We start from the raw sequence: 13,415 nt of genomic DNA on the forward strand, positions 1-13,415 counted from the left end.
ATCCCGGTCGGTGGCGGGCGTACCTGCGGGTCCGGCTCAGCCTGCGCACCCGGCTGACCGCGATCAGCGTGCTGGGTCTCGCCACCGGCCTGGCCGCTGGGGCGATCGGGCTCACCGTCGTCCTTGCGCTGGCGTTGGAACGCAGCGCCGACGCCGATGCCCGGACCACCGCCGACGCGATCGCCCAGCTGGTGGCCGCCGACGCGGTGCCTGACCCGTTGCCGGTGGCCGGCAACGACGTACGGGTGCAGATCGTCGACGAGCGGGGACGGATACGCGCCGCGTCCATTGGCGCCGACCGACTCGTCCCGATGCTCTACGCGGGCGAGCGGGAACAGCTCGCCGCCGAACCGACCGGAGCGGTCACCGTACCGGGTGCCCGGCTCGGTCTGCGCGGCCCGGTTCGGGTGATCGCCCAACCGGCCGGCGGGCCGGCGCAGCCGCGTACCGTGCTGGTCGCCCGGTCGATGGCCGACATCAACCGCAGCCTCGCGCTGGTCCGGGTGATTCTGCTGATGACGTTCCCACTGTTGGTGGCAGCGGTCACGGTTATCGTCTGGCGGGCCGTCGGGGCGACGCTGCGGCCGGTGGAGAAACTGCGGGCCGGCGCGGCGGAGATCACCGGTGGCGACCAGGCAGGCCACCTGCCGGTACCGGGTGGTGGCGACGAGATTCACCGGCTGGCGGTCACTCTCAACGACATGCTCGACCGGTTGGAGGCCGCGCGGGCCCGGCAACGCGCGTTCGTCGCCGACGCCGCCCACGAGCTGCGCAGTCCGCTGACCAGTCTGCGTACGCAGCTTGAGGTGGCGCAGCGATTCGGTAGCCGCACGGACTGGCTGGCGGTCGCCGACGACCTGCTGGCGGACAGTCAACGGCTCAGCCGACTGGTCGACGACCTGCTGCTGCTGGCCCGCGCCGACCAGCAGGCTGGCCAGTCCGGTGTGGTGCTCGGCCCGGTCGGTCCGGTGGAACTGGGCGAGCTGGCCGCCACGGTGGCCGCCCGGTATCCACGGCCGCCGGTGCGGGTGGTGCCGCCGGACCAGCCGCTGTGGATCGCCGGCGACCCGGACGCGCTGGTCCGGGTGTTGGCCAACCTGCTGGACAACGCGGTCCGACACGCCCGATCCGAGGTGCTGGTGACCGCCCGACCGGACGGGCCGGACTGGCATGAGCTCCTGGTCACCGATGACGGTCCGGGCGTCCCACCAGCCGACCGGCAACGGGTCTTCGACCGGTTCACCCGGCTCGACGACGCCCGGGCCCGCGACGCCGGGGGCGCCGGGCTCGGACTGGCCATCGTCGCGCAGCTGGTCCGTCGGCACGGCGGCACTGTCGAGCTGGCCGATGCGGCAGGGCCCGACGGTGCCCGTACCGGACTTCAGGTCCGGGTCCGGCTCCCGGCGGACCCGGTGGACGACGAGCCCGGCCCGGCATAGCTCGGACAGGTCACCGGGCGTTCGCTGCCCGGTCCGTGCAGACCGGGTCGGCCTGCCCGACCACGTCGGCCGAGTAGATTACGGCGACCGTGAAGCAGTAGTCGATCGACTCGTCCAGCCCGTACGCGACGAAGCTGTCCGCACCCGCCGGCAACGTCATGAAGGCCCGGGGCTGCTGATCGCTGCTTCCTCCGGAGATCAGCACCTGTCCCTCGGCACCCGCCGGATAGGTCCAGGTCAACGTCACGCTGTCCCGGTTGTCGCGCAGACCCACGCCGCCCGGCGCGGTACCCGGTGCGGCCGGCGGCGCAGCGCTGGTCGGCGTCCTGGTCGGGGGGGTGACCTCGGCTGGTGCCCCGGTCGGCCCGGAGGGCGTATCGTCGACCAGGCTGACGCCGGCCACCACCGCCGCAGCGCCGAGCAGCACCACCACCACGCCGGTGAACACCAGCATCGGCCCGCGTGGGCGGGCAGCGGTCGCCGCCGGCTTGGATACCGGCACCAACTGTCCTCGCTGCCGCCGGACCGGAAGATTCCTGCGGCGGTCGGGTATCCGGCTGAGTTCACGTCGTGGCAGTCGGGACAGCGTCCCGGTGCTCCGGCCCGTGCCGGTGGCGCCGGTTCCGACGGTCGCGCCGGCTCCACCGGCTGCGACGCTCGCGGCCGGTCCGTCCGTGGCTCCGGTACCCGGCCCGTCCGTGACCTCGGCGTGGCGGACGGCGGAGTCGGCATCGACCGAGGCGTCCGGGCCCGCGAGATCTTCGTCGCTCACCGGTGGCGCCGGTTCCGGTCGAGCGCCTGCCCTGTCGGGCACCCGTGGGTTGGGTACGAAGGCAGGGGTCTCCGGCGGCACCGGCTCGCCGGGCACGGCCGCCGGGTCGCTCATGGAACTGCCGGCCGTCGGAGTGTCGGCCGCTGACGGGCCGGTCGCCTGCCGGAACCGGACCGGCCCGAACGGGCTGACCGGGCCGGCGGCGTCCGAGACGTCCGGCCGCTCTGGTGCGTCCGGGTGCTCTCGTGCGTCCGGGCGATCCGGTCCGTCCAGGCGATCCGCAGCGGCCGGATCGGAGCCGTCGCCGGCACCGGACTGCTCGGGCGGCCACCACGGTTCGTCGAAGAGCCAGATGCCGGGTGACCCGTCATGGTTGGTGGAGCCGGACGGCGGCAGATCGACCGGCACCCGGGGCGGTGGGATGGTTGCCGGCCGGCCGTCGGTCGGATCGGGTTCGTCCGGTTGATACTGGTCGCCTCCCTGCTCCTGCCCGTTCGTGTTCCGCCGGGCAGGGGTGGGGTCGTCGGTCAGCCAACCGCTGGGCGACCAGAGCGGGTCGTCGGCGTCGCTGCTCGCCGGTTCCCGTTCGATCCAGCCGTGCTGGGCCCACGGCCGGTCGCTTTCCAGCTCAGCCGCCGGGTCGGGCACCGATTGGTCCACCGGCTGGTCCAGCGGGTCGAGCCAGGGCGGGTCGGCCCGGTGCCGTCCGTCCCGATGGCCGTCCGTCTCGTCGTCGCTTGACCGACCGGTGGTCGGCGTCGCCGACGGCGCGTTCGGTTCCGTCCAGAACGCCGCCGACCAGCGGGGGTCGGCTACCTCTGTGACCGGTGGTTCCGGCTCGATCCAGCCGGGCTCGGCCCAGGCCGGACCGGGGAGCCGGTCGCGCCCGGCGGGATCGCCCGCCGGAGCAGCCGGAGCCGCTGGCCCACTGGCCGGCCTGGTGCCGGGCGGCCAGCCGCCGTGGTCCAAGCCGCCGTCGTGGTCTGGGCCGCCGTTGTCGTCCGGCCGAAGATTCGGGCCTGGGTCGCCGGTGTCGTCCGGACTGCGGTCGGGATCCGGGCCGCCGGTGTCGTCCGGCCCGTCGTCGACCGGCCCCTGCCCACCACAGCGGTGCGCCGGATCAGCGGACGCCTCGGCCAGCGCGGCGACCTGCCTGACCAGCGGATGGTCGGCCGGCAGGCGGGTGCGGCACAGGTCGATGGCGAGCGACAGGCTGACGTCGGACTCGGTGAGCCGGCCGCAGTCGCGCTGCATCGCGCCGAGCCGGGCCAGCATCTTGATCCCGGCCGGATGCCCCTCGCCGTACACCTCGCGGTGCAGTTCCCAGGCATCCTCCAGACGGTCCCGGGCGACGTCGCATTCGCCGCGAGCGAATTCGACGGTGGCGAGGTCCGCGTGGGCGGCCAGGACCCGGAGCGACTCGGGGCCGTCGATGGCGCAGAGCTCGTCGATCACCTCGCGGTACAGGTGCGCGGCGCGGGCGTCGCTGCCCACCCGGTGCAGTACGGCGGCGAGGGTGGCGGCGGCCCCGATGGTCCGCTCGTCCGCCGTTCCATGCAGCCGCTGGTTCGCCGAGTACGCGTACGCCGCCCACGCCCGCGCCGCCGGTGCCTCGCCGAGCGCGACCGTCACCCGGGCGAGTAGTCCGGCGGCCTCCGCCTGCTCGGTGCTGGCATGTGCGGGACGCGGGTCGGTGTCGGCCAACGCCGTGGCCAGCAAATCGCGCGCGCCCGGCAGGTCGCCGACGCTGATCAGGCCGTGCGCCTGCGTGGTGATTTCGCCCAGGCCGAGAGACACGTCCCATCGTGCGTGTCCGACGACGGTCTGTACAAGGGTCTGATGTGGGACAGTTCGCTCATGATGGCGGATTGTTACCGGCCAGATGCTTGACTAACGCTTCGCTGATGATCCGTAGTTGATTGACCTGTTCCGGGGTCAGCTGGTCGAACAGGTGTCGCCGAACCGCGTCGACGTGGCCGGGCGCGGCGGCGGTGAGGGCAGTGAAGCCGGGCTCGGTGAGCACCGCGAACTGCCCGCGCCGGTCGGTCGGACACTCCTCGCGGCGGACCCAGCCGATCTGTTCCAACCGGGACACGGCGTGCGACAACCGGCTGCGGGAGGAGTCGGTGGCGCCGGCGAGCTCGCTCATCCGCAGGGTGCGCTGGGGGGCCTCGGAGAGCCGGACCAGGATCTCGTAGTACGCGTGCGGTATCCCAGCGCTCGCCTGCAGTTCACGGTCCAGGGTCGCGGCCAGCGTCCTGGTGGCGTAGAGGTACGCGCGCCAGGTGCGCTGTTCGTCGTCGTCGAGCCAGCGGGTCATGACCACCACCATACCGGCAGTTGTTGAGCGTTCAACTAACTCGCGCTAACCTTCACGACATGGGAATCCACCGTCTCAACCACGCCGTGCTGTACATCTCGAGCCTCGACCGGAGCCTGACCTTCTACCGGGACGTGCTCGGGTTCTCCGTCGTGCCGATGACCCCCGACGGCTTCTCCGGCGTCGCCTTCCTGCAGGCCCCCGGCTCCACCAACGATCACGACCTCGGCCTGTTCGAGATCGGTGGGCACGCCGCGCCGTCCGGCGCCGGTCGCGGCGCCGTCGGGCTCTACCACCTGGCCTGGGAGGTGGACACGCTCGACGAGCTCGAGGTGCTCGCCACCCGGCTCGCCGCCGCTGGCGCCCTGGTCGGGACCTCCGACCACGGGACCACCAAGAGTTTGTACGGCCGGGACCCGGACGGGCTGGAGTTCGAGGTTGTCTGGCTGGTTCCCGCCGACCGCCTCGACGAGCAGACGCTCGTCGCCCGCAAGCGGATCCTGCCGCTCGACCTGGCCCGCGAGAAGCAGCGGTACGGCGCCCGGACCCGCGGGGGCGTCGGCGTCTCGGTGCCGGGCTGACCCCGTGGCCCCGCCGGGCCGACGGCGGCCCGCCAACGGGTCGGTCGGCCCCGCCCGTGCGGGCCGTGACCCGGGCCGGTAGAACGGACGCCATGACAGCCGAGCCGGCGGGCCGGGTCCCGCGTGACCTGTTGCTCCGCCACCTGAGCACCTGGGTTCCCGCCGCGCTGCGCCACGCCCGGCGCGCCACCTTCGTTCAGGCGTACCAGGGCCCGCCGGGGGCCACCGCGGACGCTGCGCTGCGTGCCGTCGCCGACCACCCGGAACTGGTCACCGGCCGGCATCTGACGGTCGTCACCGTCACGTCCTCCGGTGCCCAGGCGGACCCGACCGGGTTGCCGGCGGCGGTGACGGCCCATCTGCTTCCCGGCGGTCCGGAGCTGCTCCCGGTGGCCGTGACCGCCGCCGCAGCTGCCAACGCGCCGCTGTTGTGCCACCTCGACCTGGCCGGTGGGGCGTTGCCCGGACCCGCCGTGTGGCGTGCGTCGACGGCCGGCCGCCCGGCCGAGTTGCTGGTGGTCGGAGCGGTTTCATCAGCTGAACTGCGCCCGGCGTTGACCGCAGCCGGTTTTCCGCTGGTCAGCGTCGTCGAGCTGGTGCCGGCCGGGGCGGCCGGGCAGGTCGACGGTGGTACGTCGTACCCGGTCGCCTTCGCCACCGGGTCCGGCAAACGCATCGAGGCGTTCAAGGAGGCGCTCTGGGAGGTCGGCCCGGCGGGGTGGGGGCTGCGTGCCGCCGCCGATCCGCAGGCGACGGCCATCGCCGGTGCTGAGCCGGACACGGCCGTCCCCGGGCAGGAGCCGGACCACGGGCTCGCCGCGCTGTGCGACCGGCTGTACGCCCACCTCGTCGAGTGCGGCTCTCGGACCGTCGCCGAGCTGCGCAGTTTCACGGTGACCGGGACGGTCCACCGGGCCGCCGACGCCAACCGGGCGCTGGCCGGTCTGCTCGCCGCCGACCAGGTGCGGCGCTGGCCGGCGGACGGACGGTTGGCCGGCGACGTGGAGATTACCCCGACCGCCCCGGCTGCCGGCGGGCGTACTCCGTCCACTGCCTGACCAGCAGCGACGCTCCGGTGGCGAGCACTCCGACGCTGAACACCATCTGGACGCAGACCGCCGCGCGGGCGAGTTGGCCCTCGGCGTGCACGTCGCCGTACCCGACAGTGGTGAGCGTGCCGATCGCGAAGTAGAGCGCGTCGGTCTTCGTCGTCATGTCGACGAACTGGTCCGGGTCGCTGAACGAGATGACCAGGTCGGCCAGCGCGAACACGACCACTCCGCCGACCAGCGTGATCGCTAGTCGGGTGAGGCGTACGTCGGACGGATCGGCGGTGATCTGGTCGCGGATCTGCTGTAGCACCAGCGCAGCCACCAGAGCCACGCCGACGACGGTGACCACGGCGCGGACCGCGAGATGCACCCCCGTCACCCCCGGCTCCACCGGGACCAGGTAGTAGAGCAGGATCATCAGCAGGCAGATGGCAGTGGTGCGCCGTACCTCGGCCCGGCGGGGATTCCGAGTACGGGACAGAGCATCATCTCCAGCTATATCGGACATAGGGTCATTATTCCTACAGATCGAAGGCCCGGCGGGTGATCCTGCCGAGCCTTCGATCGTTCGCCTGCGCCTGCGCCGCTCAGCTACGCGACTTGTCCTGCTTCCACGAGAACGGGCCAGGCAGGTCGTACCGGTGCCTCCTGGCGCGCGAGTTCCACGACCATCGGCCGATCCGGATGGTCCAGGACGAGAACCCGTTCTCGGTAAAGTTCAACTGGAGCGGGCCGAACCGCTTCCGCTTGCGGAACATGACGCCCATCGCTTGCGCTCCCTCCATCGGCCGTCAGCAGGTGGGCTGGTCAGTTCCCTGTCACATCGATCGGCAAACCCCACTGTCCACATGCCTGACTAGCGGGACTCCCAGGCATCCGGCTTCAGCGTCAATTTGCGTACGTGCGCCGGCATCCGGCCGGTGAGTACCTCGGCGAGGCTGACCTCGTCGACCACCTCGCGCAACGCGGCGCGTACCGCGATCCAGAGCCGGGGCAGGTTCTCCGCGGCACCGGCGTACCGGGTCTCCTCCGGACGCAGCCCGCGCACCCCGGCCAGCGGCCCGTCCACCGCGCGCAGGATCATGCCGATGGTGACGTCCCCGGGCGGCTGGCTCAGCGTGTAGCCACCCTCCGCGCCGCGCTGCGCCCGGACCACCCCGCCGCGGCGCAGGTCGGCCAGCACCGCCTCGAGGAATTTGCGCGGCATGTCCTGCTCGGCGGCGATCGCCTGGGTGGACATCAGCGTCGGGTACGCGGCAGCCAGGATCAGCGCTGCTCGTACCGCGTAGTCGCCGCGCGCGGAGATCTGCACGTCACCATCATGCCGGTTGCCGCGACCCGGCCGGTCACCGGTGGGCGTTCCCGCAGGTCGGCGCGGAAGCTACCCGGGCTGCACCCCACCTCGCGTTGGAAGAACCGGCCGAAGTTCGTCGGCTCGGGGAAGCCGAGCCGCGCACCGATCTGGGCCACCGGCAGGTCGGTCGCCGCGAGTAACCGCTTGGCCTGCAGGGCCACCCGGTCGTCGATCACCTGTTTGGCGGTCCGCCCGGCCACGGTCAGACTGGCCCGGGTAAGGGTCCGGACCGCGCAGGACAGCCGTTCGGCGTACTCCTCGACCCGTCGGCTACGCGCGTGGTCCCGCTCCACCTCGGCCCGGAACCGCCGGAAGGTGTCCCACCTCGACGAACCGGCCCCGGTGGCCTCGTCCGCCGATGCGGGATCGCTACCGGGACGGTCATCTTCGGTGGCGGCGTCGAGCGCCGGCGGGGAGTCGTACGGCAGCAGGGCGATCCGCAGCAGCAGGACCCGCAGTTCATGGCGGAGGAGTTCGTCGACGAGCGCCGTCCGCCGGGGCCGCTGGCTGTCCACGACGAGTTGACTGATCTCGTTGATGATGGCGTCGGCGTCCTCACCGGTGAGCTGCCAGTGGGCGCGGGAGGTGGGCCGGTCCGGCATGCCTGGTGCCGCGGTCCACCTCACCAGGATCGCGTCCAGACCGTGCTGCCCGCCGGCTCGGACCACCTGCCCGGTGCGGGCCCACAGCAGCGTGCCGGGTCGGCACGGGTACGCGACAAAGTCGATCTCGTGGCTGCCGTGACCGGCGGTGACCAGTAGCAGTTCGTCGTGGGGGAGCAGCCGTGGCCGGGGTGATGCATCAGCAGTCAGGATGTCACTGAGAGTAGTCGCGCTGATCGCTGGCCCGAGGGGATCCGGGTCGGACATCCGGCGAGCGAGCTGATCGGGCTGAACCATCGTTCTCGACGGTAACCGCAGCGCGCCGCAACCGCATCCCGACCAACGGGCGGATCGTCGCGTCGTCCCAGTGGAGGTGCCGGGGCGCACCGGCGGCGGCACCAGCGGCGGGAGTACGGCGCATCGCCGTACTCCCGTCACGCGAAACAGCCGCAGTCTCCGCCGGGTCGGGCGGAGTCGGGCCGTTCCGATCAGCGCCCGGCCAGCAGCCGGTTCACCGCGGTGTCCACGTCCAGGTGGTCGGATTCGCGGCCGCGGGGCACCACCACGTAAGTGCGGCGCAGAAAGCGGACCAGCACGCTGCGCGGTACCTCGAACAGTGCGTTGCCGTCCGGGGAGCTCAGCGCGAGCGCCACGAAATCGCCCCGGGGGGTCGCCCAGGGCCAGACCCGGACGTCCCCGATCCCGGCCGGTTCGTCGAGACCGGTCACCAGAAGCTCTCGGGCGAACGACCAGCTGACCGCTTCACCGCCGGCCGACTCCGCGTGGAAGAGCACGTGGACCGCGTACGGATCAGTTGGTTCGTAACGCAGGCTGGCTCGTACCGGCAGCGCGGTAGCGTCAGGCGCGATGAGCCGTAGTGACGTCTCGACCTCGACGGTCGTTGGTCGGATGACACTCATGGACGTTCTCCCCCCGGCACCGCTGCGGGACGCCCGCCCCGCTTTCCCCATACTCCGGCCTTGCATTTGACTACGCTCCGTCTATCACTGATCTCACCCAGTAGAGGGAAGCGGTTCCGGCATGCACTGAAAAAGTCCTTTTTAGGTGGCTTGTCCGGATCTGCTTGGGTGCTGGGACGTGCCCGGCGTCGGGTGGTTCAGACGTCGACTCACTCCGGTAACGTCCAGTGGTGCCCTGGGGTGACGGGGCGGGCGACAATGAGGGGCAAAATGGCCATAAAACCCTCCTCCGCCAAGCGGATGACCGAGAATTCAACACCGGGTCATGCGCCGTACGACCCGGCGGATGAGACTGTCGGACACGCCGAGTCGGGGGGAGACCAGGTGGGCAGTGACCCGATCGGACGTCAGGGTGGGCGCGGCGCTCCGGTCGCCGTCACCGATCGTCCCGAACCGGAGGCACCGCGAACGTTGTCCGGGCTGCGCCAACGGATTCGGGTGACCCTCGCCCTGATCCGCTCCAATCCCACTGGCCGGATCGCCTTGAAAGTCGGCGTCGGCCTGCTCGGTGCCGTGATCGTGGTCCTCGGCCTGGTGCTGATCCCGCTACCCGGGCCCGGCTGGCTGATCGTCTTCGGCGGACTGGCGGTCTGGGGCGTGGAGTTCCATTGGGCCAAGCGGCTGCTCGCCTTCGCTCGACGGCACGTACAGGGATGGACCCGGTGGGTCACCCGGCAGAGCTGGCCGGTGCGGCTCGGCATTGCCGGGGTGGGCCTCGTCTTCGTCGCGGTCGTGGTGATCTTCTCGCTGAAGGTCGGCCTCGGCGTCGACGTGATCGCCAGCTTCCTGCGCTACCTCGCCACCACCTGAGCCGACCGCCACCCGGATGTGCGCCCGGGCGGGACGATCGGGTACAGTCATCCGCGCTGAGGGCGATTAGCTCAGCGGGAGAGCGCTTCGTTCACACCGAAGAGGTCACTGGTTCGATCCCAGTATCGCCCACCACATGCAAAGCGAGCGGGCCCGCAGTGGCGGCCTTGTCATGCAAAATCCGCGTACGGGCGGTCCGCTCGATTCGACGTATGGCGAGCCGGTTCCCGGTCCGGCGGTGCTCCGCCGCCGGACCGGTGTCCCGGCCCATCCGCGCTGACTGACGGGCCAGCGGCACAGTGTCGCACGGGTGGCGACCACCCTGCCCGCCCGGCTGATCAGTCACAGGCTGCTTCGAGGGTGTGCGTCGTCGATTGACAGACCACGCGGGCGTTGACGACACTGTCGAGTGTATCGATTTACTACGCACGGGCCTGGCTGATGCCGATGACGCCGTCCCGGTCTGCGGCGACTTGTCCTTCTCCGAAGGGAATTGATGATGAAGCTCATGCGGGTCGGCCCAGAGGGCAGCGAGCGACCGGTACTCCTCGTCGGGGGCCGTCACTTCGACCTGACCAGCGTCACCGCCGACATCGACTCGGCCTTTCTCGGCGGTGACGGCATGAACCGGGTACGCGCTGCCATGGCCGCCGGGGGTCTTCCGGAGGTCGATGTCCGGGGTGCCCGCGTCGGTGCGCCGATCGCCAGGCCGGGCACGGTGGCCTGCATCGGGCTGAACTACTCCCGGCATGCTGCGGAGTCCGGCACCGCTCCGCCGGCCGAGCCGGTCGTCTTCCTCAAGGCTTCGAACACCGTGGTCGGGCCCTACGATGACATCGTGATCCCGAGGGGTGCGGTGAAGACCGACTGGGAGGTGGAGTTGGCGGTCGTCATCGGCCGGCGGGCACGTTACCTCGCGTCACCCACCGAGGCGGGCGACGTCATAGCGGGGTACGCCGTGTCCAATGATCTGTCCGAGCGGGACTACCAGATGGGTGATGCCGGTGGCCAGTGGGTCAGGGGCAAGAGTTGCGAGTCGTTCAACCCGCTGGGACCATGGCTGGTCACTGCCGATGAACTTGATGATCCGCAACGCCTCACCCTGCGCAGTTTCGTGAACGACCAGCCTCGTCAGCATTCCACCACACAGGACATGATTTTTGATGTGCGTCACCTGATCTGGTATCTGAGCCAGTATCTGGTGCTTGAGCCAGGTGACGTCGTCAACACCGGTACGCCGGAGGGTGTCGCGTTGTCTGGCCAGTTTCCCTATCTGCGCGTGGGGGATGTGGTGCGGGTCGGCATCGAAGGACTGGGCGAGCAGCGCCAAGTCTGTCGCGCCGCCGATTGACTCCGCCGTCGGTGCCGGTTATCGGAGCCGACGCTGGGCGCTCTGCAAATACGCCCGCTCTGACCTGCGGCGCCGGGGTTGGAAGCGACGCGAGGACGCCGCGCCGCCCGGGGTGTGAGCCCCCGGGCGGCGGCCGGCTTCAGGAGTGGGTAACGGTGATATCGAAAATTCGGGTTTGCCCGTAGTTGTCGCCGCTGCACGGCGAAGAGTTTGAGCAGTTGGCCTGAGTGTAGGCGCCGGCTTTGAAGTAGGCGCCGGAGAAGTTTCTGGCGATGGTGGTCTGCAGGACGCCGTTGTAGTACGCCCTCACCTGCCCGCCACTGACCACGAACTTGGCCTCGAAGCGGGTGCCCAGCTGGTAGTTGCTGGTAACCAGCTTGTGATGGGTGTCATTGTCATTGGTGACGTAAAGGCTGGTGCCCTCCAATCGGAAGACCGTGACGTCGTCGTCCGAATCGTGGATCTGGGCCACGACCACATGTGGCTTCGTCGATGGAAGCCTGTCGAACGCGGCGTCCACGACCATCGTGTGTGTGCCGGAGGTCGACGACCAGCTCGCGTGGGCGGCTCCGTTGTTCGCCATCTCACGCAGCTCCGACCGAGCGTAGCTGGAGCCGCCTGTGGTCACTCCGTTGACGGGGGAGCGGAACTGGACCGACTGGCACGAGTCCGCAGCGACGAAATAGGGGGAGATCTGAAAGTCGTTCAGGGCGGGTTGCTTGATCTCGGTCGGGCTGCCGGAGGAGCCGGTCGGCAGCGTGATCTTCCAATTGGTCAGGTCGAGCACGTCTGCCGGGACGGTGCAGTCGCCACCGCCACCGTCGGCGCCGTAGACCTGTATCTCGGTGATGCTGTTCCAGCTGTTGGCCGTGTTGCCGTAGCCAACGACGCGTACGTACCGGGCCGACCGGTCGGTGAAGTCGTGGTCCTCGACCTGTAAGGTGCTGCCGCTGCTCTGTCGCTGGGGGACGACAGTGATCCACGAACTGGCGTCGGTTGAGGTCTGAACGGTGTAGGTGGCCCGGCGTTGGTCGCCTTTGTACCAGGCGATGCCGACCGATCCGATCTGCTGGTTGACACCGAGGTCGAGTCGGAGCCAGGAGCCGTCGCCCTGGGCGGACCAGCGAGTGGAGAGGCTTCCGTCAATGGCGTTGGCTGGCACGTTGCCGTCGTGGGAGCTGGCAGTCGCTGCCGTAACGGGCAGGCCGGTCGTGGCGTGCACGGACAGTGTGGTCAGTGCGGAGCTGGCGACGACCACGGCTAAGGGCAGCGCGAGGATTGCGATACGTCTCATTAGGGTCCTCAGTAGTGAGAGTTCCTATATGTGAACTACATCGCACTAGTGCCGAGTGACCATAGAAGAAAATGACTGGATGGTCAACGGCGTATTTCGAAGTTGTCAGATCCGACCCGTCAGGCCGGCGGTGGTCGCTGCCCGGATTGCGTCCGCGAGTTCACTGGCGTGCGCCTCGGTCAGCTCGCCGTCGGTGACGCAGACGCCGATCGCGTCGTGCGGGCCGAGCTTGGCCGGGGCGGCGACCGCCACGCCGCGGCCGCCGTTCGGGTTGGCCGGCACCTGGTCGACAGCATGTCCACGCTCGATCACCCGCCGGAGCTCTTCGCGGAGCGCTGCGAGAGCGTCGGGAGGCAGGGTTGGTGAGGCGGACAGCATCCGTGTCAGTGACTCGTCGTCGTCGGCCACTCGGGCCAGTACGACGCGGCCGATCGCCGTGGCGTACGCCGGGGCCGGCCAGCCCGTCCGAAGCATCGGTGCCACGTCGACCTCTTCCCGCGTCAGCAGGGCGACCATGTGGCCACCGACCAGCCGGCCCAGTTGCACGGTGGTCTTGAGCCGGCGGTGCAACAGGTCCACGACCGGGGTGAGCCGGCGGACCGCGCGGTCGGTACGCAGGTAAGCTGCACCGGTCCGCAGTGCTTGGACGCCCAGCCCGTAGCGGGACCCTGCGGTGTCAGTCTCGACCCAGCCGCGCTGCACGAGGGTGTGGAGCAGTCCGTGCATGCTGCTCTTGGGGATACCCAGGGCGCGGGCGAGTTCCACGAGGGTGCGCCGGTCCGCGGTGGCGGCGAGTAGCTCCAGCAGCTCGACGGTGCGGTCTGCCGATTTGACCCGGGGGACGCCGCCTGTCGTCATCG

General features: G+C 70.4%; 13 protein-coding genes, 1 tRNA gene and 1 pseudogene. 6 read left to right on the forward strand and 9 right to left on the reverse strand.

The features are described from left to right. Positions 1-23: 23 nt before the first annotated feature. A complete protein-coding gene (locus tag O7621_RS16840; RefSeq protein WP_282234629.1) occupies positions 24-1,439 on the forward strand; it encodes an ATP-binding protein in 1,416 nt (471 codons plus the stop codon). Positions 1,440-3,315: 1,876 nt separating this feature from the next. Here the strand turns inward: O7621_RS16840 and O7621_RS16845 are convergent. Together O7621_RS16845 and O7621_RS16850 are read right to left on the reverse strand one after the other, a co-directional pair. Next, positions 3,316-4,008: pseudogene (locus O7621_RS16845) on the reverse strand (tetratricopeptide repeat protein); the annotation flags it as partial. A 58-nt stretch (positions 4,009-4,066) separates the two neighbouring features. Continuing rightward, the gene (locus tag O7621_RS16850; RefSeq protein WP_282230139.1) at positions 4,067-4,531 is read right to left on the reverse strand and encodes a MarR family transcriptional regulator; all 465 of its coding nucleotides are present in this window, start codon (positions 4,529-4,531) and stop codon (positions 4,067-4,069) included. A gap of 59 nt (positions 4,532-4,590) precedes the next feature. On the opposite strand from O7621_RS16850, the gene O7621_RS16855 reads away from it, so the two are divergent. Together O7621_RS16855 and O7621_RS16860 are read left to right on the forward strand one after the other, a co-directional pair. Continuing rightward, entirely contained in the window at positions 4,591-5,112 is a 522-nt protein-coding gene (locus O7621_RS16855; protein ID WP_282230140.1) for a VOC family protein, read from the forward strand. A gap of 92 nt (positions 5,113-5,204) precedes the next feature. Further along, on the forward strand, positions 5,205-6,170 hold the full coding sequence (locus O7621_RS16860) for a hypothetical protein (protein ID WP_282230141.1): 966 nt from the start codon (positions 5,205-5,207) through the stop codon (positions 6,168-6,170). On the opposite strand, the gene O7621_RS16865 is transcribed toward O7621_RS16860, so the two are convergent. The 5 genes from O7621_RS16865 to O7621_RS16885 form a co-directional block, all read right to left on the reverse strand. Continuing rightward, positions 6,121-6,672 carry a potassium channel family protein gene (locus O7621_RS16865; RefSeq protein WP_282230142.1) on the reverse strand — a complete coding sequence of 184 codons (552 nt, stop codon included), beginning with the start codon at positions 6,670-6,672 and terminating at the stop codon, positions 6,121-6,123. The genes O7621_RS16860 and O7621_RS16865 overlap by 50 nt on opposite strands. 79 nt (positions 6,673-6,751) lie before the next feature. Then, positions 6,752-6,931, reverse strand: coding sequence for a DUF4236 domain-containing protein (locus O7621_RS16870; RefSeq protein WP_278168316.1), 180 nt, complete (start codon positions 6,929-6,931; stop codon positions 6,752-6,754). Between the two features lie 89 nt (positions 6,932-7,020). After that, positions 7,021-7,476, reverse strand: a complete 456-nt coding sequence (locus O7621_RS16875) for an Rrf2 family transcriptional regulator (RefSeq protein WP_123600883.1) — start codon at positions 7,474-7,476, stop codon at positions 7,021-7,023. After that, positions 7,431-8,417, reverse strand: coding sequence for an AraC family transcriptional regulator (locus O7621_RS16880; protein ID WP_282230143.1), 987 nt, complete (start codon positions 8,415-8,417; stop codon positions 7,431-7,433). The genes O7621_RS16875 and O7621_RS16880 overlap by 46 nt, the downstream gene beginning before the upstream one ends. 191 nt (positions 8,418-8,608) lie before the next feature. Continuing rightward, a complete protein-coding gene (locus O7621_RS16885; protein WP_282230144.1) occupies positions 8,609-9,040 on the reverse strand; it encodes an SsgA family sporulation/cell division regulator in 432 nt (143 codons plus the stop codon). 471 nt (positions 9,041-9,511) lie between these two features. On the opposite strand from O7621_RS16885, the gene O7621_RS16890 reads away from it, so the two are divergent. The 3 genes from O7621_RS16890 (at position 9,512) to O7621_RS16900 (ending at position 11,261) form a co-directional block, all read left to right on the forward strand. Further along, positions 9,512-9,910, forward strand: a complete 399-nt coding sequence (locus O7621_RS16890; protein WP_282234630.1) for a TIGR02611 family protein — start codon at positions 9,512-9,514, stop codon at positions 9,908-9,910. A gap of 60 nt (positions 9,911-9,970) precedes the next feature. Next, positions 9,971-10,045, forward strand: a tRNA-Val gene (locus O7621_RS16895). A gap of 364 nt (positions 10,046-10,409) precedes the next feature. Further along, positions 10,410-11,261, forward strand: coding sequence for a fumarylacetoacetate hydrolase family protein (locus O7621_RS16900; protein WP_282230145.1), 852 nt, complete (start codon positions 10,410-10,412; stop codon positions 11,259-11,261). 139 nt (positions 11,262-11,400) lie between these two features. Here O7621_RS16900 and O7621_RS16905 read toward each other — a convergent pair whose 3' ends face one another. Together O7621_RS16905 and O7621_RS16910 are read right to left on the reverse strand one after the other, a co-directional pair. Further along, complete coding sequence (locus O7621_RS16905) at positions 11,401-12,519, reverse strand: polysaccharide lyase family 7 protein (protein ID WP_282230146.1); 1,119 nt, start codon at positions 12,517-12,519, stop codon at positions 11,401-11,403. Positions 12,520-12,660: 141 nt separating this feature from the next. Further along, complete coding sequence (locus O7621_RS16910) at positions 12,661-13,413, reverse strand: helix-turn-helix domain-containing protein (RefSeq protein ID WP_282230147.1); 753 nt, start codon at positions 13,411-13,413, stop codon at positions 12,661-12,663. Between the last annotated feature and the right edge of the window lie 2 nt (positions 13,414-13,415).

It is taken from the genome of Solwaraspora sp. WMMD937, assembly GCF_029581175.1.
Lineage (GTDB): Bacteria > Actinomycetota > Actinomycetes > Mycobacteriales > Micromonosporaceae > Micromonospora_E.

Excerpts from the sequence above, each read along its gene's own strand:
- O7621_RS16865 (WP_282230142.1), bottom strand. The coding sequence starts at position 6,672 with ATGTCCGATATAGCTGGAGATGATGCTCTGTCCCGTACTCGGAATCCC.
- O7621_RS16880 (WP_282230143.1), bottom strand. The coding sequence starts at position 8,417 with ATGGTTCAGCCCGATCAGCTCGCTCGCCGGATGTCCGACCCGGATCCC.
- O7621_RS16885 (WP_282230144.1), bottom strand. The coding sequence starts at position 9,040 with ATGAGTGTCATCCGACCAACGACCGTCGAGGTCGAGACGTCACTACGG.
- O7621_RS16860 (WP_282230141.1), top strand. The coding sequence starts at position 5,205 with ATGACAGCCGAGCCGGCGGGCCGGGTCCCGCGTGACCTGTTGCTCCGC.
- O7621_RS16855 (WP_282230140.1), top strand. The coding sequence starts at position 4,591 with ATGGGAATCCACCGTCTCAACCACGCCGTGCTGTACATCTCGAGCCTC.
- O7621_RS16870 (WP_278168316.1), bottom strand. The coding sequence starts at position 6,931 with ATGGGCGTCATGTTCCGCAAGCGGAAGCGGTTCGGCCCGCTCCAGTTG.
- O7621_RS16910 (WP_282230147.1), bottom strand. The coding sequence starts at position 13,413 with ATGACGACAGGCGGCGTCCCCCGGGTCAAATCGGCAGACCGCACCGTC.
- O7621_RS16850 (WP_282230139.1), bottom strand. The coding sequence starts at position 4,531 with ATGACCCGCTGGCTCGACGACGACGAACAGCGCACCTGGCGCGCGTAC.
- O7621_RS16900 (WP_282230145.1), top strand. The coding sequence starts at position 10,410 with ATGAAGCTCATGCGGGTCGGCCCAGAGGGCAGCGAGCGACCGGTACTC.